Annotated in this window: 17 protein-coding genes and 2 pseudogenes; 9 read left to right on the forward strand and 10 right to left on the reverse strand. The window is 71.3% G+C overall.

Features of this window, described 5'->3' with window-relative positions:
- Positions 1-150 precede the first annotated feature (150 nt).
- The gene (locus OG871_RS05900; protein WP_371494699.1) at positions 151-855 is read left to right on the forward strand and encodes a helix-turn-helix domain-containing protein; all 705 of its coding nucleotides are present in this window, start codon (positions 151-153) and stop codon (positions 853-855) included.
- Complete coding sequence (locus OG871_RS05905) at positions 852-3,266, forward strand: glycoside hydrolase family 65 protein (protein WP_371494702.1); 2,415 nt, start codon at positions 852-854, stop codon at positions 3,264-3,266. Before OG871_RS05900 ends, OG871_RS05905 begins: the two co-directional genes overlap by 4 nt.
- Before the next feature lie 110 nt (positions 3,267-3,376).
- Here OG871_RS05905 and OG871_RS05910 read toward each other — a convergent pair whose 3' ends face one another.
- Positions 3,377-3,616 (reverse strand): hypothetical protein, encoded by a 240-nt coding sequence (locus OG871_RS05910; protein ID WP_371494704.1) that lies wholly within the window; start codon positions 3,614-3,616, stop codon positions 3,377-3,379.
- A 306-nt stretch (positions 3,617-3,922) separates the two neighbouring features.
- Here OG871_RS05910 and OG871_RS05915 point away from each other — a divergent pair, with 306 nt between their 5' ends.
- A complete protein-coding gene (locus OG871_RS05915) occupies positions 3,923-4,801 on the forward strand; it encodes a universal stress protein (protein ID WP_371494706.1) in 879 nt (292 codons plus the stop codon).
- Positions 4,802-5,368: 567 nt separating this feature from the next.
- Here the strand turns inward: OG871_RS05915 and OG871_RS05920 are convergent.
- Positions 5,369-5,977 (reverse strand): TetR/AcrR family transcriptional regulator, encoded by a 609-nt coding sequence (locus OG871_RS05920; RefSeq protein WP_371494708.1) that lies wholly within the window; start codon positions 5,975-5,977, stop codon positions 5,369-5,371.
- A gap of 92 nt (positions 5,978-6,069) precedes the next feature.
- Here OG871_RS05920 and OG871_RS05925 point away from each other — a divergent pair, with 92 nt between their 5' ends.
- From OG871_RS05925 to OG871_RS05935, 3 genes are all read left to right on the forward strand, one after another.
- A complete protein-coding gene (locus tag OG871_RS05925) occupies positions 6,070-7,254 on the forward strand; it encodes an alpha/beta hydrolase (RefSeq protein WP_371494709.1) in 1,185 nt (394 codons plus the stop codon).
- Positions 7,255-7,545: 291 nt separating this feature from the next.
- The gene (locus OG871_RS05930) at positions 7,546-8,817 is read left to right on the forward strand and encodes an IS630 family transposase (protein WP_371494711.1); all 1,272 of its coding nucleotides are present in this window, start codon (positions 7,546-7,548) and stop codon (positions 8,815-8,817) included.
- A 717-nt stretch (positions 8,818-9,534) separates the two neighbouring features.
- A complete protein-coding gene (locus OG871_RS05935) occupies positions 9,535-10,179 on the forward strand; it encodes a DsbA family oxidoreductase (protein WP_371494712.1) in 645 nt (214 codons plus the stop codon).
- Positions 10,180-10,898: 719 nt separating this feature from the next.
- On the opposite strand, the pseudogene OG871_RS05940 reads toward OG871_RS05935, so the two are convergent.
- Positions 10,899-11,602, reverse strand: a pseudogene (locus OG871_RS05940) (type 1 glutamine amidotransferase domain-containing protein).
- A 344-nt stretch (positions 11,603-11,946) separates the two neighbouring features.
- On the opposite strand from OG871_RS05940, the gene OG871_RS05945 reads away from it, so the two are divergent.
- Complete coding sequence (locus tag OG871_RS05945) at positions 11,947-12,627, forward strand: TetR/AcrR family transcriptional regulator (RefSeq protein ID WP_371494714.1); 681 nt, start codon at positions 11,947-11,949, stop codon at positions 12,625-12,627.
- Positions 12,628-12,660: 33 nt separating this feature from the next.
- On the opposite strand, the gene OG871_RS05950 is transcribed toward OG871_RS05945, so the two are convergent.
- The 3 genes and pseudogenes from OG871_RS05950 to OG871_RS05960 form a co-directional block, all read right to left on the reverse strand.
- Positions 12,661-12,933 (reverse strand): hypothetical protein, encoded by a 273-nt coding sequence (locus OG871_RS05950; RefSeq protein ID WP_371494716.1) that lies wholly within the window; start codon positions 12,931-12,933, stop codon positions 12,661-12,663.
- 212 nt (positions 12,934-13,145) lie between these two features.
- Positions 13,146-13,655 (reverse strand): discoidin domain-containing protein, encoded by a 510-nt coding sequence (locus OG871_RS05955; protein ID WP_371503223.1) that lies wholly within the window; start codon positions 13,653-13,655, stop codon positions 13,146-13,148.
- Positions 13,650-16,031, reverse strand: a pseudogene (locus tag OG871_RS05960) (discoidin domain-containing protein); the annotation flags it as partial. The pseudogene OG871_RS05960 and the gene OG871_RS05955, both read right to left, overlap by 6 nt.
- 357 nt (positions 16,032-16,388) lie before the next feature.
- Between OG871_RS05960 and OG871_RS05965 the strand changes: the two are divergent.
- Together OG871_RS05965 and OG871_RS05970 are read left to right on the forward strand one after the other, a co-directional pair.
- Positions 16,389-16,583 (forward strand): DUF1918 domain-containing protein, encoded by a 195-nt coding sequence (locus OG871_RS05965; protein ID WP_371494718.1) that lies wholly within the window; start codon positions 16,389-16,391, stop codon positions 16,581-16,583.
- Positions 16,584-16,620: 37 nt separating this feature from the next.
- A complete protein-coding gene (locus OG871_RS05970) occupies positions 16,621-17,388 on the forward strand; it encodes a DedA family protein (protein WP_371494720.1) in 768 nt (255 codons plus the stop codon).
- Here OG871_RS05970 and OG871_RS05975 read toward each other — a convergent pair.
- The 4 genes from OG871_RS05975 to OG871_RS05990 all read right to left on the reverse strand — a co-directional run bounded on the left by OG871_RS05975 (position 17,349) and on the right by OG871_RS05990 (position 21,474).
- On the reverse strand, positions 17,349-18,092 hold the full coding sequence (locus tag OG871_RS05975; RefSeq protein ID WP_371494722.1) for a PIG-L deacetylase family protein: 744 nt from the start codon (positions 18,090-18,092) through the stop codon (positions 17,349-17,351). The genes OG871_RS05970 and OG871_RS05975 overlap by 40 nt on opposite strands.
- 57 nt (positions 18,093-18,149) lie before the next feature.
- Positions 18,150-18,806, reverse strand: coding sequence for an NADPH-dependent F420 reductase (locus OG871_RS05980; RefSeq protein WP_371494723.1), 657 nt, complete (start codon positions 18,804-18,806; stop codon positions 18,150-18,152).
- Between the two features lie 483 nt (positions 18,807-19,289).
- Entirely contained in the window at positions 19,290-21,116 is a 1,827-nt protein-coding gene (gene glmS, locus OG871_RS05985; protein ID WP_371494725.1) for a glutamine--fructose-6-phosphate transaminase (isomerizing), read from the reverse strand.
- Positions 21,117-21,198: 82 nt separating this feature from the next.
- A complete protein-coding gene (locus tag OG871_RS05990) occupies positions 21,199-21,474 on the reverse strand; it encodes a hypothetical protein (RefSeq protein WP_371494727.1) in 276 nt (91 codons plus the stop codon).
- Positions 21,475-21,544 lie beyond the last annotated feature (70 nt).

The following is a 21,544-nucleotide window of genomic DNA, read 5'->3' on the forward strand; positions in this document are numbered from 1 at the left end:
GCCCGCCTCCGTCGGCCCGTGCGTCGTCAAGCGGTGCCCGAACGGCCCTGGTACCTGGTCCGAGGCTCGGCGAAGGATGAGAGTGAGCAGGTCACGGCAGCCGCTTGCCGAACGGATGAAGGTGCCCGTGACAGGAGAGGGAGGATGTTCATGAGCGCAACAGAACGCGGCCGTGCCCAGGGCCACTCCGCGCACCCCGGCGACGTCGGCCGCCGCGTCGCACACCGCCGTAAACAGCTGGGCCTCAGCCGCGAGCAGGTGGCGGCCAAGGCCGGCATGGCCGTCAACTACCTCGAGTACCTGGAGTCACGTCCGGCCACCGTCGACCTGGAGACGGTCACCAGGCTTGCGGGCACGCTCGACACCTCGGTCTGGTACCTGCTCGGCGGCGGCCTCGACCTTCCGCCCGGACAGGCCGCACCGTCCCCCCGCCCGGTGGTGGAGGAGCTGCAGCCCCGGGAGTGCTGGGCGAAGATGGAACCAGGTGGCGTGGGCCGGGTCGCCCGGTCCACGCCCGAAGGTCCACAGGTCCTGCCGGTCAACTACCGCACTCTGGACGGCACCGTGCTCTATCGCACGACAGCGCAGAGCACCGCAGCAGTCGCCGTGGGCGAGCGCGTCGCCTTCGAGGTCGACCGGCTCGACGAGGCACTCGGCACCGGCTGGAGCGTCCTCGTCACCGGTCCGGCAGATCAGGTCACCGAGGCGGACGCCATGGAACGGTTCGGGAAACACGCCAACCCCCAGCCCTGGGTGGGCGGTCAGCGGGACACGTGGGTGCGGATCCGCCCTGACAAGATCACCGGACGACTCATCCGCACCGTCGGGACGATGCCCACCGACGACTCACCGTGAGCGACGGACTCGCACGCCCCCGGGGCTCCAGACCCACCGACCCATGGCAGCTGGGCTACGAGGGCTTCGACCCGGCTGCGGAGGGCATCCGAGAGGTGCTCTGCGCGGTCGGCAACGGCTACCTGGTCAGCCGCGCGGCCGCGCCGGAGAGCCGCGCCGACGGCGTCCACTACCCCGGCACGTACCTGGCCGGCTGCTACGACCGCGCGATCTCCCTGGTCGACGGCCGCACCGTCGAGAACGAGGACCTGATCAACTGCCCGAACTGGCTGCCCCTCACCTTCCGCCCGGAGGAGGGCGACTGGTTCACCGGGCCCGCCACGACGGAGAGCCTGGCGCTCGACCTGCGCCGCGGCGTCCTGACCAGGCGGGCCCTGGTCGTGGACGAGCACGGCCGCCGGACCCGGCTGACGCAGCGCCGGATCGCCAGCCAGGCCCAGCCGCACCTCCTCGCGCTGGAGACGGAGCTGGTGCCCGAGAACTGGTCCGGCCGGCTGGAGGTCCGCTCCGCGCTCGACGCGGACGTGTCCAACACGGGCGTCGCCCGCTACCGGGGCCTGACCGACCGTCACCTCGCGCCGGACGGACAAGGCGCGGACCCCGACGGCCCCCTGTGGCTCCAGGCGGCCTCGACCGGATCACCGCTGCGCATCGCGCTCGCCGCCCGTACGCGCGCGCACCGGGCAGGCACACCCCTTCCGGCAGCCCGTACCGACGAGATCGAGGAAGGCTGGACGGCCCAGGTCCTCGCGCTGGACGCGACGCGGGGGACACCGGTCACGGTGGAGAAGACGGTGGCGGTGTACACCTCCCGCGACCCGGCCATCGGCGCTCCCCTGCGCGCCGCCCGGACGCTGGTGACGCAGGCCCCGGACTTCGACCGGCTCGTGCGTGACCACGCCCTGCGGTGGACGGAGCTGTGGCGCCGGTGCCGGATCGACGCGGACTTCGACGGCATCGCCACCGTGCGCCTGCACCTGTTCCACCTCCTGCAGACCTACTCCGAGCACTCCGTCGACCTCGACGTCGGCATCCCCGCCCGCGGCCTGCACGGCGAGGCCTACCGCGGCCACGTCTTCTGGGACGAGCTCTTCGTCCTCCAACTGCTCAACCTGCGCCTTCCCGAGCTGGCCCGCGCCGTGCTGCGCTACCGCCACCGCCGGCTCGACGCCGCCCGGCGGGCCGCCCGGTCCATCGGCCTGCGCGGCGCGATGTACCCGTGGCAGAGCGCATCGGACGGCAGCGAGGAGTCCCAGCAGCTGCACCTGAACCCGCTCTCCGGGCGCTGGCTGCCCGACCACAGCCACCTCCAGCGTCACGTCGGATCCGCCGTCGCGTACAACGTCTGGCAGTACTACCAGGCCACGGGTGACATGGACTTCCTGGCCACCACCGGCGCCGAGATGCTGCTGGAGATCGCCCGCTTCTGGTCGACGACCGCGGTGTACGACCCGCAACGCCGGCGGTACTCGATCAGCGGTGTGGTCGGGCCGGACGAGTACCACGACGCCTGTCCCTGGTCCGAACGGCCCGGACTGGACGACAACACCTACACCAACGTGCTGGCCTCGTGGGTGCTCGCCCGCGCCCTCGACGCCGTCAACGTCCTGCCCGGCTACCGGCGTGAGGAACTGCTGGAACGGCTGGCCCTCGGCCGGGACGAGCTCGAGCGCTGGCAGGAGGTGAGCCGGCGCCTGCACGTACCGTTCCACGACGGCGTGCTCAGCCAGTTCGACGGGTACGAGCGCCTGGCCGAACTCGACTGGACGGCCTACCGGCACCGCTACCCGGACCTGCGCCGGCTCGACCGGATCCTGGAGGCCGAGGGCGACACGGTGAACCGCTACAAGGCCTCCAAGCAGGCGGACGTCCTGATGCTCTTCTACCTGTTCTCCGCGCGCGAGGTCCGCGACCTGCTGCGCCGACTCGGGTATCCGGCCGGCCACGAGCTGCTGCGCCGCACGACCGACTACTACCTGCGGCGCACCGTCCACGGCTCGACGCTCAGCGCGGTGGTGCACGCCTGGGTCCTGACCCGCACCGACCGCCGCGCCTCCTGGCGGTTCTTCCGCGACGCCCTCGACGGCGACCTGGCCGACGTGCAGGGCGGCACCACCGCCGAGGGCATCCACCTCGGTGCCATGGCCGGCACCGTTGACCTGCTGCAACGCTGCTACACCGGCCTGGAGATCCGCCAGGACACGCTCTGGCTCGCCCCCCGGCTACCGTCGGCGATCGGCCAGGTGGAACTGGACCTCCGCTACCGCGGCCACTGGGGCATCGTCCTCTCCGTCGACCGGCACAGCGTGACGGTCAGCCTTCAGGAGAGCCTCCAGGAGCCCATCCGAATCGGCCTTCGGGGCTCGTCCACCATCGTCCGCCCGGGCGAGAGCCACCGATTCTCGCTCTGAGCCCGGACGATCGGCCGCCCCAGGAAATGGGCTGGGGTAGCACTTGGTCAGCGAGGCGATCTCGATCGTCGGCATCGAAAGGCGCGAAACGCGCTCGTTCCCCTTCGGCGTCACGCCGGGCCTTGGGAGCGCAGCTCGTTCCCGATCTCATGGGCCCAGGTCTGGATCTGCTCCGGGTTCCTGAAGTCGCCGCCCTTGCCGTGCTTGACCAGGGTGCGGGCGATCCAGCCGGGGGTTTCGGAGGTGAGGCTGCCTCCGAAAGTGACGTGCCCGCGGGCGTGCAGGTGTTCCATCACCTTGGCCGCGCCGGGCACCGGCGGGATCTCGTGCGGCTCGGCGGAGCTGTCCACCGGGCCGCTGCTGAACAGCCAGACGACGAGGGTGAGCCGTCGATGCCCACCACGACACGGGCGGTCGAACCGTTCCCGCTCACGCGCAACCACCTCACTTCGCTTCGGTCACCTCCCACGCCGCACTCCCTCCCGCCGGTCCGCCAACGAGGTCCCGCGGAGGCCGGCCGGTCGTGGACGGCGGTGCCGGGGCCCCGGCCGTCATGTTGGGGCCGCTCGGCCCTGCCGACCGGCGCAGTCCGCCGCCTACGGTACGAACAGGGCCCGGATTTCGACGGACCACCCACGAGCACCGGTGGAGGAGCCATGGCATCCGCCAGCAAACGCCGTCCGATCGTCCTCGGTGTGGACGCACAGGGTCCTGGTCGGCTCGCGACCGCCTGGGCCGCCGACGAGGCGGATCGCCGCGGGCTGCCCCTGCTGATGGTCCATGCCGTCCCGAAGCCGGCCTCCGATCGGGGCAGCTTCGAGGAGCGCCACCACGAGGATCTCCGTGAGACCGGACGCCGGATGCTCGACAAGGCCGCAGCGCTCGCGGGCGAAATCCACCCCGGGCTGGCGGTGACCACCAACCTCGTGGACGGCATCCCGGGCCAGATCCTGTGCCGGGAATCGCCGAACGCCGAACTCGTCGTACTCGGCTCCCGCCGGCTCACCCGCCCGGAGGAATACTTCAGCACGTACTCGGTCGCCCTCCCGGTCAGTGCCCAGGCCGCCTGCCCGGTGGTCGTGGTGCGCGAGCCCGAGCACGTCACCGAGGACCCGCCCAACCTCGTGGTCGGAGTCGACGGCAGCCCGTCGTCGGCGGCCGCGGTCGATGTCGCCTTCGACCTGGCGGCCCGACGGGGAGCCGCCCTGCGTGCCATCTGGGTGTGGCAGTCGCAGCTGATCGCCCGGATCGACGAACATACGGCCACCCAGACGCTGCGGCGGCTGCTGACCGAGACCACCGCCGGTCACGCCGACAGGTACCCCGACGTGGACCTGACGCACGAGGTGATCCGCGGCCACCCCGTGGAGGAACTGGCCAAGGCATCGGAGCACGCACTCGCCGTCGTGGTCGGGCGTCGCGGGCACGGCGGATTCACCGGCATGCGGCTCGGCTCCGTGCCGCACGGCCTCCTGCACCACGCCCGCTGCCCGATCGTCACCGTGCCCCGGCCGACCGGCGAACCGGGCACCTGAGGCCCGACGGCCCCGGCACCCTACGACAGGCGACAGGCCGCCAACCCGACGACGGCGTCGCCCCCGTTCGTCGCCGAGGAGATCGTCGACCATGCCCACTGGATCGCCACCGGGCACGGCCGTCGGACGCTCTGATCCGGCAGGGCCCGGCCCGAGTGCGGTCAGGCGCCGCCGTCGGTCCGGTCGACGGTGAGGTCGAGGAAGTGCGTGGAGCAGGAGATGCACGGGTCGTAGTTGCGGATGGCCCGTTCGCACATCGTGGTCAGCTCGCCGACCTTGTCCGCGACTTCGGAGGCCGGCTCGTCATCACCCCCGCCCCGGACGGACGGGGCAAGACCATCCGCGTGGTGCTGCCCGCACCCGAGGCCCGGCCCGTAGGCCCGTCGAGCTGAAAGGGAGAGCCGTCGCGCTTCGAGATCACCGCCTACGACGACCGCTGCAACCCCCGCCCGTCGGATGTCGCAGTACAACGCGTCTGGCTGCTGGCGACGATCCACGGCCTGCGCGCCTCGGTCCTGCACCAGGCCGTCGAGTGGCCCGACACCCGCTGGGGCCTGCGCTGGCCGGCTACCGGGAGACCGTCGCGGCGTCGCTCTGCGCGGGGGCGCCGCGGGCCGGGCCGTAGACGGTGTCCAGCAGCCCGCGGGTGAAGCGGTCGAGGTCGTCCAGGCCTACGGCGGTGAGGATGTCCTGGCTGCCGGCCAGCAGGTGGGGGATGGCGGCATGCAGGGCGAGTGTGACGGCGGCGGCGCGCTGCGGGGTCACCGGCAGGCCGACGGCGGCCTGGGCGCGCTCGAAGGCGGTGAAGTCGGCGATGGCCACGGTGTCGAGGAGGGCTGACAGGTGGGGACGGCGCGCGGCCTCCGCGCGCAGTTCCAGGTAGGCGAGCATGCGGGCGCGGCCGGGGCCGGCGACGTTCTCCAGCAGTGCGCGCAGCATGGCCGCCAGACCCGCACGGTCGGCGGGTGCCGGGCGAGGCACGTCGTGGTACAGCTCCACGCACCGCTCGGCGACGGCGGCGAGCAGCGCGTCCCGGGTGGGGAAGTAGTTCTTGGCGGTGCCCGGGGGCACCTCCGCGGCGGCGTCGACGGCCCGGTGGGTCAGGCCGCGCCCGCCGGCCTCGGCCAGGACCTGGATGGCCGCGTCCCGCAGACTGTCGCGCCGGTTCCTGTTCACGCTGGCGATATTACCCCACCCGTGGTACCACAGATGGGGTACCACGGGTGGGGTGAAGCCGTGGCCCCGGACGTGATTCGGAGGATGATCCCGTGCCTGTCGGTTATCTGTGGACCGTGGTCTTCATCGCCGCGGGCACGCTGTTCGCCCTCGCGCCGGTGCGCCGGCCTCGGCCACTCGCCGCCGTGAGCTTCCGGATCGGTCTGGTCATCGGCGAGCTGCCCTTCGTCGCCCTGGCCTGGATCCTGCTCTGGACGGCCGTCGCCTTCGCCCAGGAAGACATCCACGCGCCCGCCAGCTGGGCGACTGTCGCGTCGGCGGCGGTCACCGCAGCCGGGCTCGCGGTCGTCGTCACGCGCGGGTGGCGCGGCCGGGCAGCGGTCGAGCGCGCCCTGGCCGAGGGCCTGGGCCCCGACTGGCGGAAGGCGATCACCCCCGACACCGCCGCCGGGCTGCGCCGGCGCCGGCCGCTCGCCCGGATCCTGCTCCGGCCGTTCGCCGGCCGCCCGCGCGGCGTGGTGCGGGTGGCGAACCTGCCGTACGGCACAGCCGGCCGACGGCACCGGATCGACGTCTACCACCACCACTCGCGGCCCACGAACGCCCCCGTACTCATCCACCTGCACGGCGGCGGCTACCACGGGGGCCGCAAGAGCAAACACTCCATGCCGTTGCTGTACCGGCTCGCGAGCCTCGGCTGGGTCTGCGTCAGCGCCAACTACCGCCTGCGGCCCGACGTCGAGCATCCCGAGCACCTGATCGATGCCAAGCGGGTGATCGCCTGGGTTCACGAGCACGGCGACGCGTACGGAGCCGATCCCGCGACACTGTTCATGGCGGGCAGCTCGGCCGGCGGGCATCTGGCGGCGCTCGCCGCCCTCACGCCCGGCGACCCGGCCCTCCAGCCCGGCTTCGAGGCCGCCGACACCTCGGTCACCGCCGTGATCGGGCTGAACGGCTACTACGGGCCCTACTACGGCCGGGGACCGGAGTCCTCCCCTTCGACGCACATCACCGCGGACGCGCCGCCCTTCCTCCTGGTGCACGGCGACCGGGACACCGAGGTACCCGTCGCCATCGCCCGCCGCTTCGCCGCCGACCTGCGGGGCGCCTCCGTCGCCACCGTGGTGTACGCCGAACTCCCCGGCGCCCAGCACGCCTTCGACCTCTTCCACTCGCTGCGGTTCGAAGCGGTCGTGGACGGTGTCGAGGCTTTCGCCGGCTGGGTACTCTCGACCCGGCGGGTGCCCGAACCCCCGCGTCCGACAATCAGTTGAGGCGCTCCCACCGCGCGACCCTGGAGTGGGTCCCCACGCCGTAACGGCATTGCCCCAGCGCAGTCGCGGCGATCAGAGAGCCCACGCGTGCCGGCCCTTCGTGATCTAATCCCGAAGGCTGTCCCCGTCCGGGGCTGCGCGACCGCAACCCTGATGGCTCGTCGGAAAAGCTCCACAGGACCTAGTGTCCTGCGCCGGAAATATCAGTCATAAGTCTGTAGTCTGTTTTTCGTGTCGCAACGAGGTCCGAAGGCTGTAGAGATTGTGCTCTCCTCGAAGGAGCGCATTGAGTTGTCGCACTGGGCGGCCGGCGGGGCGGGGGCCCGGCTCGCCGAGCGGGCCGGGATCGTCCTGGCCTGCGCGGACGGAGTGTCAAGTACGCGGGTGGCGGCCGATAGGGGCGTGAATGTGGCGACCGTGCGCAAGTGGCGGGCCCGTTTCGCGGCTGACCGACTGGCGGGCCTTGCGGACGAGCCACGGCCCGGCCGCCGCAAGGCGGAACTTGTACTCACCGAGTCGGAGCGGGAGGAACTGACCCGATGGGCGAGGCGGGCGAAGACGGCCCAGTCCCTCGCGTTGCGGGCCAGGATCGTGCTGCGATGCTCGGAGGGCGGCACGAACAAGCAGGTCGCGGTCGAACTCGGCACCGCCCAGGCGACGGTGAACCGTTGGCGGGCCCGGTTCGTCGAGGACCGCCTGGACGGTCTGGTCGACGAACCGCGCCCCGGCAGGCCACCCTCGATCCTGCTCGACAGGGTCGAGGATGTCGTGGCGGCGACTTTGGAGTCCACACCGAAGCACGCCACCCACTGGTCACGCGCCTCGATGGCCGAACGTACCGGCCTGTCGAAGTCCACCATCGGGCGCATCTGGCAGAAGTTTGACCTCAAGCCGCACCTGCAGGATTCGTTCAAGCTCTCCACCGACGCGCAGTTCGTGGACAAGGTCGTCGACGTCGTCGGGCTCTACCACAACCCGCCGGAGCGGGCGGTGGTGCTCTGTGTCGACGAGAAAAGCCAGATCCAGGCGCTGGACCGATCCCAGCCGGTGCTGCCGATGATGCCCGGCATGCCCGAGCGTCGCACCCACGACTACCTGCGCCATGGCATCACGAGCCTGTTCGCCGCGTTCAACATTGCCGACGGCAGCGTCATCAGTGCTCTGCACCGACGCCACCGCGCCATCGAGTTCAAAAAGTTCCTGATCACGATAGACAAGGCCGTGTCGACCGAGCTCGACGTGCATCTGGTATGCGACAACTACGCCACCCACAAGACCCCCGAGATCCAGAAATGGCTGGCCCGGCATCCCCGGTTCCACGTCCACTTCACCCCGACCGGCTCCTCCTGGATCAACCAGGTCGAGCGCTGGTTCGGCCTGCTGACCGACAAGCTCATCCGCCGCGGCGTCCACACCTCCATCCAGGCTCTCGAGAACGACATCCGCACCTGGATCCAGACCTGGAACGAGGACCCGAAGCCCTTCACCTGGACCAAGACCGCCGACGAGATCCTGAACTCGCTCGCCGACTACCTCACCAAAATCACCCCCAGAGCACCATAAAACCCTAGTGAACTTAGGCTTGGCACTTGCGGCGCAGGACACTAGCGGGAAGCGCGCTCATGGGCTGCGCACACGCATCGGACTGTGAGCACGAGCCGGGCAGTACGGGCTCCGGCACGGCCGGAGCCGGGACCGCCGCGGTGGCGCCCGTCGGCAGGCCTGGCCGCAAGCGGCGCTCCTGACGGCCGGCAACGGACGCCGTCGTAACGCGAGAACGGCCACCGGAAGCTGTTCTCAACGCCGTACCAGCCCGCCGCGTTCGGGCCATTGAAGACCGCGTCGACGCGGAAGAGGTCGGTGGCCACGATTGCGGAGGCGGCCTGGGCTTCGAGGAAGGCGGGCCAGGAATGGTCCGTGTGCTGGGGCGCGGGGGTCGATCCCGCCTTTGTGCAGGATCTCCCGGACGGTCGAGGCATCGACCTTGCCTCCCAGGCCGAGCAGTTCGCCGTGGATCCATCGATATCTGTCCCCGCCCCGGATTCTCCCGTGCGAGCCGTGGAGTGACCGACAACGCCGGCCGGGCACGCTGCTTCGTGGTCCCCGCCTGCCCGCGATTGCAACTAGACGTTCGGTCGTCTACTCTTTGGCTGACCGATCGTCCAGCGGGCCGGATATGGTTTAGGCGGGGCTCATTCGGATCAGATTGCACCGCGGCCTCGCTTCCGTACTGCGGGTTCTGCATCCGTGCGCCCCTCGCAAAACAGGGAGTTGCCACACATGCGCGTCGATATTTGGACTGATATAGCCTGCCCCTGGTGCTATATCGGCAAAGCGCGCTTTGATATAGGGCTTGCCGCCTTCACGCACCGCGATCACGTGGAGGTGGTGCACCGGTCGTTCGAGCTCAATCCGCAGGCCGAGAACGGCACGGTACCGATCATCGAAGCCGTCGCGGCACAGTACGGCCGTACTCGCGAGCAACAGATCGCCAGGGAGGAGCAAGCCTCGACCATGGCGCGATCCGTGGGGCTCGGTTACCGCATTGGAGGACGCGTCTTCGGAAACACCTTCGACATTCACCGTCTCCTCCAGTTTGCCAAGACCCGCGGTCGTCAGGTCGAATTGATAGATCTCGCCTTTCGGGTGAACTTCGCGGACGAGCGCTCGGTCTATGACAGGGAGACCCTGGTGGGCTTGGCCGTCGAGGCGGGGCTGAACGAGGCGGAGGCACGGGAGGCGCTTGACAATCCGGATGCGTACGCCGAAGAGGTGCGGGCCGACGAGCGACTGGCCGCCGAACTGGGTGCGAGTGGTGTGCCCTTCTTCGTGCTGAACCGGCGCTACGGGGTCAGCGGCGTCCAATCGGTCGAGATGTTCACTCAGGCACTGGAGCAGGCTTGGGCTGACCGATCAGCGGCTTAGGCCGTTGCGCGGCCGTAAGCGTCGAGGGCGTCCCGCGGGCCGGTCGTCGCCCAGTTGACGTATCGTCCACAATGCCGGATCGGGCAGCGTTTGCCCTGTTGTGATGTGACGTGCCGTCCGGATGCTGTGCCGGGCGGCACTCCGTCACCCTGTCCGAGTGGCGGAGCGGTACCCGTCCGAGAGGTCGACGACGACGAGGGGCAGCGCATTTGCGTGGCAGTCAAGTCCCGAGCGGTGACAAGGGCCAGCGACAGCGGTCCGGCATCACAGATTGGTCTTCACGCCGCCGATACACCCCTGGCCAGGGTCTCGTACGCCTTGAGGCTTCATCGACGCCCAAGGGGTCGACGAGCGTGCTGATGCGGTGCAACGCCTCATCGCCCAGGGGTGGTGATCACGCGCTGCCCCTTGATCCCCGGCACACGGTGCGTCGATGGGTTCCCGCAGGGTGATGAGGGTCCCGCCGAGCTCGCCGCCTTGGCAATGCCCGACGGTGGGCACCCACGGGTCGACCGCGCACTGCCGGCGGGTCGCCGCGGCAAGCGCACCGGTCGTGGCGTCGGGCTGGTCGGGCTGCGGCGCACGTGCTCGCCACTGGTGTGGTGTGGCGTTCTGGCTGGTGTGGCGGTGGTGGTGCCGATCGGTGCGCTGGGCAGGGATCGCCCGCGGCGCGAGCGGGGTTGCTCGCGCCGCGGGCGATCGCGTCACCATGGGTGTGGTCAGGCGAGCAGGTCGAGCACGCGGTGGGCGGCGGCGACGGTGGAGCCGGGGTTCTGTCCGGTCACCAGGTTGCCGTCGACGATGACGTGGCTGCCCCACGAGGCGCCGGCGTCGAACCTGGCGCCGGCCGCGCGCAGCCGGTCCTCCAGCAGCCAGGGGCCTTGTCCGCGAAGCCGGCCTGGGTTTCCTCGTCGTTGGTGAACGCGGTCAGGTGCCGGCCGTCGAAGGCCCAGCTGCCGTCGGCGCGGTGGGCGGGGAGGAAGCCGGCCGGGCCGTGGCAGACCGAGGCCACCACCTTGCCGGGAGTGTCGAGCAGCGAGACCAGCAGTCGGCCGAGCGTGTCGCTGACGGCCAGGTCCTGCATCGGTCCGTGGCCGCCGGGCACGAACACGGCGTCGTAGTCCGCGGGATTGATGTCTTCCAGCCGCCGGGGCGCGGCGAGGAACCCGTCGACCTCGGCGAGGTAGGCGCGGAAGCCGGCGACCTTGGCCTCGTCGCCGCCGTTCATCGCCGGGGCCAGGCTCAGCTCGTCCACGATCGGCCGCACCCCTCCGGGCGTGGCCAGCGTGACCCGGGCGCCGGCCGCGGTGAAGGCCCGGTGCGACTCGATGAACTCCTCCCCCCAGAACCCCGTCGGGTGCGCGGTGCCGTCCTTCAGCGTCCAGTGCCGGGCACCGGTCAGCACGATCAAGATCGATGGCATGTCTGTCTCCTGTCAGTGGCTTGGAGTCCAACTCGGCCTCTCGAAAAGTGTAGCCGACCGGTCGACTATTCGAGGCGGACCTGGAGCCGGCCGAGGCCGACCGGGCCCTTCAGACCGCCGTGCTCCGCACCATGTTCGGCAGGCCGGCTCCGACCGCCGCCCCGGCCGCGGCGCGAGTCGGCTGACCGGGCGGCCCGCCCGGGTGTCGGGCGCGGCGATACCCCGCCCGCGCGCCTCCGAGCGGATTTCCGCAGGCAGCGCGCGCACGATCCCTCGAAAACCTCTGGGGAAAACCTCACGTTGATGATTGGCCCCGGAAGCGCCGGATGCGGCAGAGTGGCCGCATGACGGCGCAGACGGGCGGGCGGGAGCAGCGGGACCAGGGGGGCGCGCCCCGGCGGCGACCGGTGCAGCAGCGCAGCCTGGAGCGGTACGAGCGGCTGCTGGACGCCTGCGCCGGGCTCCTGGACGAGGTCGGCGCGACCGCGCTGACCACCAAGGAGGTGGCCCAGCGGGCGCACGTGCCGATCGGCACGCTGTACCAGTTCTTCTCCGGCAAGGAGAGCCTGCTGGCCGCGCTCGCCGAGCGGAACCTCGACCGCTACCTGGAGCGCCTCGGCCGTCGGATCGACGCCGAGGCCCCGGCGGGGGTGGCGGGCTTCGTGGACCTCGCGGTCGAGGAGTTCGTCGTCATGAAGCGGGCCGTGCCCGGCTTCGGCCACCTGGACTTCGGGCTGGTGGACCGCGTCCCCGCCGACCTCGCCGACGACGAACACCTGCTCAACGCCGATCTCGACAACAACGCGGAGGTCGCGCTTCGGATCCAGGAGATCGGCGGCGGCCTGCTCGACCCGACGGCCTTCCCGCTGGCCGTCCGGGTGGGTCTGGAGTGCGCCGACGCCGTCCTCAAGCTGGCGTTCCGCACCGATCCGGACGGCGACCCCGCACTGATCGCCGAGTGCAAGCGGCTGCTGCGCTGCTACCTCTCCGACCCGTCACCGGCCACCGCCCCGACGCCGTCCTGACCCCTGCCGGCCGGTCGTGGGCGTCGGGACGGGTCAGCGCGGCCGACCGGGGCCGTCCCTCCCTATGGCGGCCGACAGGTGGTCGGCGGTCAGCGGGCAGAACCTGCCGTTGAGCATGGCCGCGGAGATCGTCACCTGGTCCGACCACTCGATGACCAGCCGTTCACCGCCACGCACGTAGCAGTTCCGGCCCCACGCCGTGCCGCGCCCGGCGATCTCCGGGAAGTCGGCGAGTCCCGGCGACAGGACGCGCGACCAGCCCGCTCGTGCGATCTCCAGATCCCAGAAGCCCGGGCCAGCAATCATGGCGACCTCCTCCAGGTGCACGATACCTCCACATCCCCGGCCAGCTCGGGCCGTGCCCAGCTGGCCGGACACCGGTCGACCCGGGCGGCTCACGGGGTCGCTCTCGGTGACGGAAGCGGGGACGAAAACGGGGACGGGACGGCACGCAGCCGTCCCGTCCCGCGCCGTCCGCCTGTGCGCCACAGGCCACTGCCCCGGCCGGCGGACCCTCGCTAGGAGGCGAAGACCTGCAGCTCGGAGAGCTGCCCGGCCGGCCAGCCGCTGTTGGCCGTGAAGGTCAGCCGCAGGTGGCGGGCGGTGGTGGCCGGCAGGTTCACCGTCACCGTGTTGCCGCTCGCCGGGTCGAAGGCGTACGAGGTGGCGCCGACCACGGTCGAGAAGGTCGCCCCGTCGTCCGACCTCTGCACGGCGACGGTCTCGCTGCGGGCAGCCCACGCACTCGACGGGGGCAGCCTGAGCACCAGCCGCTTGATCGCGGTCGGGCAGCCGAGGTCGATCTGCGCCCACTGCGGGAAGGCGTTGTTGGCGCTCTCCCAGTACGAGTTGGCGTCACCGTCCACCAGGTTGGCCGGGCCGTAGACCTGGCTGACGCCGGACGCGGTGGCGGGTTTGCCCTGCGCCAGGTTCCCGCTGCCCGGGTTGCAGGCGGGCGGGGTGGTCGGCGGCGAGGAGGACGGCGACGGGCTCGGCGAGGCGGTCCCGGTACCGGTGCCGCCGAACACCTGGAGCTCGGAGAGCTGCCCGGCCGGCCAGGCGGAGTTGGCCGAGAAGGTCAGCCGCAGGTGGCGGATGGCGGTCGCCGGCAGGTTCACCGTCACCGTGTTGCCGCCGGCCGGGTCGAAGGCGTACGAGGTGGCGCCGACCACGGTCGAGAAGGTCGCCCCGTCGTCCGAACCCTGGACGGCGATGGTCTGGGTGCGGGCGTTCCAGGCGGTCGGCGGCGGGAGCTTCAGCGTCAGCCTCGCGAGGTTCTGCCGGCAGCCGAGGTCGACCTGCACCCACTGCGGGAAGGCGTTGTTCGGGCTCTCCCAGTACGAGTCGGCGTCGCCGTCCACGACGTTGCCCGCGCCGTAGGTCTGGGTGCTGCCGGACGCGGTGGCCGGCCGGCCCTGGGCGAGGTTGCCGCTGGTCGGGCAGGCCGGCGGGGTGGAGGGCGAGGAGGACGGTGACGGGCTCGGCGAGGGGGACGAGGACGGCGAGGGGCTGGGCGAGGAGGTGCCGCCGCCGGCCGGCACCCCGTTGTAGGTCCAGACCGGTGCCGGCCAGGTGCCGGTGCAGGTGGAGCCGGTGTTCCAGCCGGAGTTGCCGCCGCCGTCGGCGATGGCGAAGCCGGTGCCGACGCAGTTGTGGATCGGGGTGGCGGCCTGGGCGATGTTCTTCGCCGTCACGTTGGTGAACTTCATGGTGGCGTTGGCCTGCGCCTGGATGGCGTAGGTGCCGGCGCCGTCGATGGTGACGTCGGTGAGGTTGATGCCGTTGGCGGCGCCCTCGATGGTCTGGATCGCCTCGTAGGAGCTGTCCAGGATGTCGGTGTCGGTGATGTTGATCGTGGCCCCGGAGATCGGCTCGTTGAGGCCGCTGAACCACACCGCGCCGACGCCGAAGTTCCAGTTGAAGTCGCTGTTGCCGGTCCGGATCAGGGTGTTGCGGGCGGCCGTGACGGTGCCCGCCACGGCCGTCCCGCTGCCGGAGTTGACCCCGGGGTAGCGGTTGGCGATGTGCAGGCCGCCGCCGTTGCTGATGGTGTCCGCCATGACGTTGTCGGAGATGGTGAAGTCCCTGCCGCCGTACGTGACGATGTTGTTCGCCAGGATCGGCAGGACGACGGTGTTGTGCGTGAAGCTGTCGTTGACGTTCGGCTTGTCCTGCGGCCAGGAGGCCAGGCCGTCGTCGCCGGTGTTGCGGACGAAGGTGTTGGTGACGGTCGAGTTGGTCACCCCGGTGTGGAAGTTCACGCCGTCCGCGGTCTGGTCCAGGATCCGGCTGTTCCTGATCGTGAGCCGGTCCATCGGGCCGTCCATCCAGGCGCCGACCTTGGTGTGCTGGAGCCAGAGGTTGTCGATCACCGAGTCGGACAGCGCGCCGCCGACGGCGTTGACCTGGTCCTCGTCGACCCGCTCGCGGATGTCGCCGATGATCGCGAAGTCCTTGAGCGTGACGTTCCGGCTCCCGCCGTTCGCCACCCACTTGCCGTAGATGCCGGCCGCCCTGGCGCGGTTGCCCGGGTCGCGGCCGCCGAGCACGCTGTACCAGGGCCCGGCGCCGACCAGGGTGACCCCGTCCACGACGACGTGGTCGTGGAGGGTGAAGGTGCCCTGCGGGATGTAGACCGTCCGGCCCTGCGCCTGGCCCGCGTTGACCGCTGCCTGGAACCTGGCGGTGGAGTCGGTCGCGCCGGTCGGGTCGGCACCGAAGTCCGTCACCACGTCCAGGGCCCCGGCGGGCCTGGCGATCGGCGCGGCCACGTTCTCGAAGTCGGCCAGGTCGATGGTGAAGCTCGGGGACTGGGCGGTCGAGCTGACCTGGAGACGGATCTTCGTGCCGGCCGGCAGGGTCGAGCCGAGCAGGGTGCGCGTCTCGTCGTAGAAGTGGTGCGGGTTGGTGTCGCCCGGGTTGTTGTTGAACGGGTAACCGCCGTAGTACCAGCTGTACTTCGAGGTGACGTCGACGCTCTTCAGCCTGCTGCCGTTGACCAGCAGGTCGAGCGAGGCGTCGCGCCCCCTGCCGTCCGCCGAGTCGGGCAGGCTGTAGCGGAAGTCGATCGAGTTGGCCGGCGCGGAGAGCGTGAACTCCACGTACTGGCCGACGGCGTTGAGCGTGACGGCCTGCCGGCCGGAGGCCTCCGAGGGCAGGTGCCCGTAGAGCCGGTCGGGGCCGATGACGGTGCCGTTGGTGGCCGCGTACTCCGCCTCCTGCTCCAGGAACGGCACGGTGGCGCCGCGTCCGGGCACGGCGAGCGGCGACAGCGCGGGGACACCGGCGGCATGGGCCGCACCGGCGTTGGCCAGTACGGCGGTCAGCAGACCGGCTGCGCCCAGCGCGGTCGCGGTGAGTGCCGCGACGGTACGGGATCCGCGGGTTCGGGGTGGTGGCTGCATCTGCTGCTGCACATCCTTGCGGCTCGGGGGGAGAGCTCGGGGGTGCCCGGCGGGGCCTGCCGTCCCGGGCGTGCCGAGACTACGAGCCGCGGTTGCATGAAGTCCATATGCATGCGCAAATTATCGACGACTAGATGCAAGATCTGATGCGTCAGTGATCGGCGGACCGACCGCACCGGGGCCGACACGGCCCGACATCCGTAGCGGCAAGCCGCACACGGTCATCACCGCGACCCGGCACCGCACGCGCCGCGACCGACACGCCCGGCAGGGCACGCCATTGCGCCGGTCCGCCGCGCGCCGCACAGTGGAAGACACCAGTCCTTCCGTCTCCCAGGAGCAGAGCAGGAGCAGAGCATGCAGGCCATGGTTGGCGACCGGCTCCACATCCACAGCAGGTCCGTGGGCATGGAGGACCGACAAGGCGAAATCATCGAAGTCCGGGGCGCGGACGGCGCACCCCCGTACCTGGTCCAGTTCGAGGACGGCCACGAGGGCCTGATCTACCCGGGGCCCGACACCAGCATCGAGCCGCACCAGGAAGCCCGGTAACCCCCGCACGGTCGGCACCGGCCGGGAGCTGTCGACCGTGACCTCATCGCTGCCCGGTCCGCTGTCCCATCTGGCCCCACTGCTGGACGACTACGGCTATCCGGCGGTGGGCCTCTTGGTGTTCCTGGACAACTGCGGCGTGCCCGTCCCGGGCCAGACCATCCTGGTGCTGGCCGCCGTCTACGCCGGCACCGGGCAGCTCAGCATCGCGGGCGTGGCGGCGATAGCCGTGGTGGCCGCCATCGCCGGCGACAGCGCCGGCTACCTCATCGGCCACCGGGGCGGTCCGCTGTTCGTCCAGCGCTGGGGCCGCTACCTGCGGCTCACACCGGCCCGGATGGGCCGCGCCGAGGGCTTCTTCGCGCGCCACGGCGGCAAGGTCGTCACCGTCGCGCGCTTCGTGGACGGGCTGCGCCAGACCAATGGCATCGTCGCCGGCGCCACCCGGATGCCCCTGCCCCGGTTCATGGCCGCCAACGTGGCCGGCGCGCTGCTCTGGGTCGGTTTCTGGGCGAGCGCCGCCTACCTGGCCGGGAACAACATCGGGACCCTGTACGAGCAGGCCGTGCGCTACCAGCTCTACCTGCTGGCGGCGCTCGGCCTGCTGCTGCTCGCCCTGCTCGTCCGCCGGCTGCTGCGGCGCCGACGCGGACCGCAGAACGGCGCGTCGGCCGACGCGCCACCGGGCGGCGCGAAACCGACCGACGGGCAGCCGGGCGCCGGGCAACCGGGCGGGGAGTCGGCTGGCGAGCGGCCCTGCGGCGGTCAGCCGCGCAGCGGGACGACCTCGAAGGACGAGGCGTAGCGCACCCCGAGGCGCTCGCCGGTGGACCGGCCGATCCGCTCCAGGAAGCCGCGGGCGTCGGCCATGTCGCCGCCCAGCCCGGCCAGGTAGGCCTGGTGCGCCTTGAGCGAGGCCACCCCGAGGTCGAAGTGCTCGGTGGTGTCCACGGCGTGCCGGGCCAGCGGGGAGCCCGCCGCCCAGAGCTGGCGCACGCCGTCCCAGGGCTGGTGGCCCTCGGCCGTCAGCTCGCGGAAGACCCAGCGGTTGCCCGCGTCCCGGACGGCGTCCAGGGCGGCCCGGCCGGTCGCGATGTGGTCGGCCTGGTTGGGGAAGGTGCCGAAGTAGGTGTCCCGGAAGTTGGTGGTGATCACGATCTCCGGCCGGTGCCGGCGGACCGCGCGGGCGATGTCCCGGCGCAGCGGCAGCCCGTACTCCAGCACCCCGTCGGGGTGGCCGAGGAACTCGACGGTGTCGACCCCGACCAGGGCGGCGGAGGTGATCTGCTCGGCCTCCCGGACGGTCCGGCACTCGTCCGGGTCCATCGCGTCGATCCCGGCCTCGCCGCTGGTCACCATCGCGTAGACCACCCGCTTGCCCTGGGAGGTCCAGCGGGCGACGGCGGCGGCCGCGCCGTACTCCATGTCGTCGGGGTGGGCGACGACGGCGAGGGCCGTCTGCCAGTCCTCGTCGAGCGATTCCAAGGGCGGTGGCGCGACGTCGTTCATAGTGCTCCCCGTGCTGATGCGAGTCGGTCGGAGGTCGTCGGTCGTCGGTCGTACGGGTCAGTCGGCGGTGGTGATCGTGTAGTTGAAGTCGACGTGCCCGAAGTGCCGCATCAGGTCGAGCCAGAACGGCATCAGCATCTCCAGGCCGCGGGCGGCCGAGATCCCGCCGAGGTCCAGGACGGCCGCGGAGGGCCAGCCGAACTCCACCAGCACGCCCCGGACGACGGCCTTGGCCTCCGGGTCCTCACCGGCCAGGAAGAGGTTGTGGGTGCCGGGCAGCCGGGCCGGGTCCACCATCACGTTGGCGTTGACGGTGTTCAGCGCCTTGACCACCCGGGCCGCGGGGAACTCCCGCTGGATCCGCTCGGCGACGCTGTCGGTGTTGACCGGATCCAGGCTGACCTCGCCGGTCGGTGAGAAGACCAGCGGGTTGGAGACGTCGATCAGCACCTTCCCCGCCAGGTGCTCGGCGCCGGCCAGCCGCAGGGCCTGCAGCGAGACCGTCCCGGCGGTCGCGTTGACGACCACCTCGCCGAAGTCGGCGGCCTCCGCGAAGGTGCCGGCGTGCCCGTAGGGGCCGGAGCGGTCGGCCCACTCGTTGGCGGCCGCGTTGTCCTTCGTCCGGGAGCCGACGGTGACCTCGTGGCCGAGCGAGGTCAGCTTGCCTGCGAGAGTCCGGCCGACGGTGCCGGTCCCGATGATTCCGAATCGCATCGCTGTTCTCCTACCGCGATCGTCCGACGCTCGTGGGCACCTGCCGGGCCCTGTTCGAACCATAGCCCCGGCCGGTGCTGAGCTGTGGTCACATCCGTGTCCGAGGGCGCGATGTCGATCGAAAAGCGTTGTCCGGCCGGCGAGGGGAAGCGCCTGCCATCAGGCCGACCTCCTTCGCCGCCACCGGCGAGTGGACGGAGACCGCCGCCACCTGGAACCGCTCCCGCACTCGGCGCCGCGCTCGGCACCGGCCGGATCTCCACCGCCGCCGACTGGGTCGGGCTCGACGTCACCGCGGCCGTCGCGACCGACCTGCCGTGCGGGTCGGCCGGGCGCAGGAGCACGCCCGCACCAGCGCCACCGGAGCCCGTCACCGCACTGCCTGGTCCTCGCCGTCAGCCCGTGAAGCGCCCGGGCGCCCCGGCGCAACCATGCACCGGGGCGCCGGGACGGCGACAGGCCGATACGCCGGCCGCCTGACGGCTACTCGACGGTGACGCTCTTGGCCAGGTTGCGCGGCTTGTCGACGTCCCGGCCCAGGGCCACCGCCGCGTAGTAGGCGAGCAGTTGCAGCGGGATGTTGAGGAGCAGCGGGTCGAGCTCCGGCTCGCTCTTGGGCACCACGACGCAGTGGTCGATCAGCTTGGCGTCGGGGGTGCGGTGCGCGATGGCGAGGATCCGGCCCGAGCGGGCCTTGATCTCGCCGAGGGTGGTGAGGTTCTTGTCGAGCAGCTCGTCGTCGGGGACGAGGGCGACGGTGGGCAGCTCGGGGCTGATCAGCGCGAGCGGGCCGTGCTTCAGCTCGCTGGCGGGGTAGGCCTCGGCGTGGACGTAGGAGATCTCCTTGAGCTTCTGCGCACCCTCGCGGGCGACCGGGTAGCCGCGGGTGCGGCCGATGAACATCATCCCGGCGTTGTCGGCGTACGCGGCGGCGAGCTCGGCGATCTGCTCCTCCTGCTTGAGGATCTCGCGGATGTGGTCCGGCAGGGCCTTGAGGCCGGCGACGATCCGTCGGCCGTCGGCCGGGGAGAGGTCGTGGATGCGGCCGAAGTGCAGGGCGAGCAGGGCGAAGGCGATCACGGTGGAGGTGAAGGCCTTGGTCGAGGCGACCGAGATCTCGGGGCCGGCGTGCAGGTAGATGCCGCCGTCGCACTCGCGGGCGATGGCGCTGCCGACGGTGTTGACGACGCCGAGGACGCGGCCGCCCTTGCGCTTGATCTCCTGGACGGCGGCGAGGGTGTCGTAGGTCTCGCCGGACTGGCTGACCGCGACGTACAGGGTGTCGGCCTCGATCACCGGGTTGCGGTAGCGGAACTCGGAGGCGGGCTCGCTGTGGGCGGGGATGCGGGCCAGCTCCTCGATCAGCTGGGCGCCCATCTCGCCGGCGTAGTAGGCGGAGCCGCAGCCGAGGATCTTGACCCGGCGGATCTCGCGCAGTTCCCGGGCGTCCAGGTTCAGGCCGCCAAGGTGGGCGGTGGCGAAGCGCTCGTCGAGGCGGCCGCTCAGGGTGCGCTCGACGGCTCCGGGCTGCTCGTGGATCTCCTTGAGCAGGTAGTGCTGGTAGCCCGCGGTGTCGTAGGAGGCGACCTCCCAGTCGACGGTGGACGGCTGGCGGGTGACCGTGCGGGCGTCCTCCTCGGTGAAGGTGCGGAAGCCGTCGGCGCGGACGGTGGCGAGCTCGCCGTCCTCGAGGTGCACGACCTGGCGGGTGTAGCGGACCAGGGCGGCGACGTCGGAGGCGACGAACATCTCCTTCTCGCCGAGGCCGAGCACGATCGGGCTGCCGTTGCGGGCGACCACGATCCGGTCGGGCTGCTGGGCGTCGAGGACGGCGATGCCGTAGGTGCCGACGACCTGGCCGAGCGCGGTGCGTACGGCGTCCTCCAGCTCGACGCCCTCTCCGCTGTGTGCGGCGATCAGGTGGGCGAGGACCTCGGTGTCGGTCTCCGAGGTGAAGACGACGCCCTCGGCGGTGAGCAGGGCGCGCAGCTGGTCGGCGTTCTCGATGATGCCGTTGTGCACCACCGCGATCCGCTCGCTGACGTCGGTGTGCGGGTGGGCGTTGGCGTCACTGGGCACGCCGTGGGTGGCCCAGCGGGTGTGGCCGATGCCGGTGGTGCCCTTGAAGCGGGCGGGCACGGCGGCGGCGAGGTCGGCGACGCGGCCCTTCACCTTGCAGACCTTCAGTCCGCCCTTGGCCGCGACGGCCACGCCGGCCGAGTCGTAGCCGCGGTACTCCAGGCGCTGCAGGCCCTCCAGCAGGAAGGCGGTGGCGTCCTTCGGGCCGATGTAGGCCACAATTCCGCACATTTGGGACTCCAAGGGGTCGGCTCGGGTTCAAGCGAGGTTCAGGCGAGGGTTCGGGTGGTGGCGGCCGGCGGGCTCGGCCGTATCAGCCGTAGACGATGCGGCGCAGCTGCCGGGTGGACAGCTCGGGCGCCGCGACCCGGCGGGCGGCGAGTTCGGCGCCGAGCCGGGTGAAGATCTTCTCGTTGGTCAGGCCTCGCGCCTGCAGCTCCCCGTGGCGGCGGCGGACGTACTCCTCGGTGGACTCGGAGAAGTACGCCAGCACCTCGGCGACCACGCGCGCCGCCTCGCCGGGCCCCAGCGGGGTGATCCGGGTCAGGTGGGCGAGGAGGTCGTCGTGGGGGTGGGGCGAGGCGGGCACGAGCAAGGAGCCTAGGCGCCACTCTTCCGTTCACCAAGAATCCTGCCCGAAATCGGGCAGATCTTCAGAC

The sequence above is a fragment of the Kitasatospora sp. NBC_00374 genome (assembly GCF_041434935.1).
In the GTDB taxonomy this organism is placed as follows: Bacteria; Actinomycetota; Actinomycetes; order Streptomycetales; family Streptomycetaceae; genus Kitasatospora.

What these genes read in the sequence shown, in the direction of transcription:
- OG871_RS05900 (WP_371494699.1), top strand. Translation starts at nt 151, where the DNA reads ATGAGCGCAACAGAACGCGGCCGTGCCCAGGGCCACTCCGCGCACCCC.
- OG871_RS05915 (WP_371494706.1), top strand. Translation starts at nt 3,923, where the DNA reads ATGGCATCCGCCAGCAAACGCCGTCCGATCGTCCTCGGTGTGGACGCA.
- OG871_RS05935 (WP_371494712.1), top strand. Translation starts at nt 9,535, where the DNA reads ATGCGCGTCGATATTTGGACTGATATAGCCTGCCCCTGGTGCTATATC.
- OG871_RS05945 (WP_371494714.1), top strand. Translation starts at nt 11,947, where the DNA reads ATGACGGCGCAGACGGGCGGGCGGGAGCAGCGGGACCAGGGGGGCGCG.
- OG871_RS05950 (WP_371494716.1), bottom strand. Translation starts at nt 12,933, where the DNA reads ATGATTGCTGGCCCGGGCTTCTGGGATCTGGAGATCGCACGAGCGGGC.
- OG871_RS05965 (WP_371494718.1), top strand. Translation starts at nt 16,389, where the DNA reads ATGCAGGCCATGGTTGGCGACCGGCTCCACATCCACAGCAGGTCCGTG.
- OG871_RS05975 (WP_371494722.1), bottom strand. Translation starts at nt 18,092, where the DNA reads ATGAACGACGTCGCGCCACCGCCCTTGGAATCGCTCGACGAGGACTGG.
- OG871_RS05980 (WP_371494723.1), bottom strand. Translation starts at nt 18,806, where the DNA reads ATGCGATTCGGAATCATCGGGACCGGCACCGTCGGCCGGACTCTCGCA.
- glmS (WP_371494725.1), bottom strand. Translation starts at nt 21,116, where the DNA reads ATGTGCGGAATTGTGGCCTACATCGGCCCGAAGGACGCCACCGCCTTC.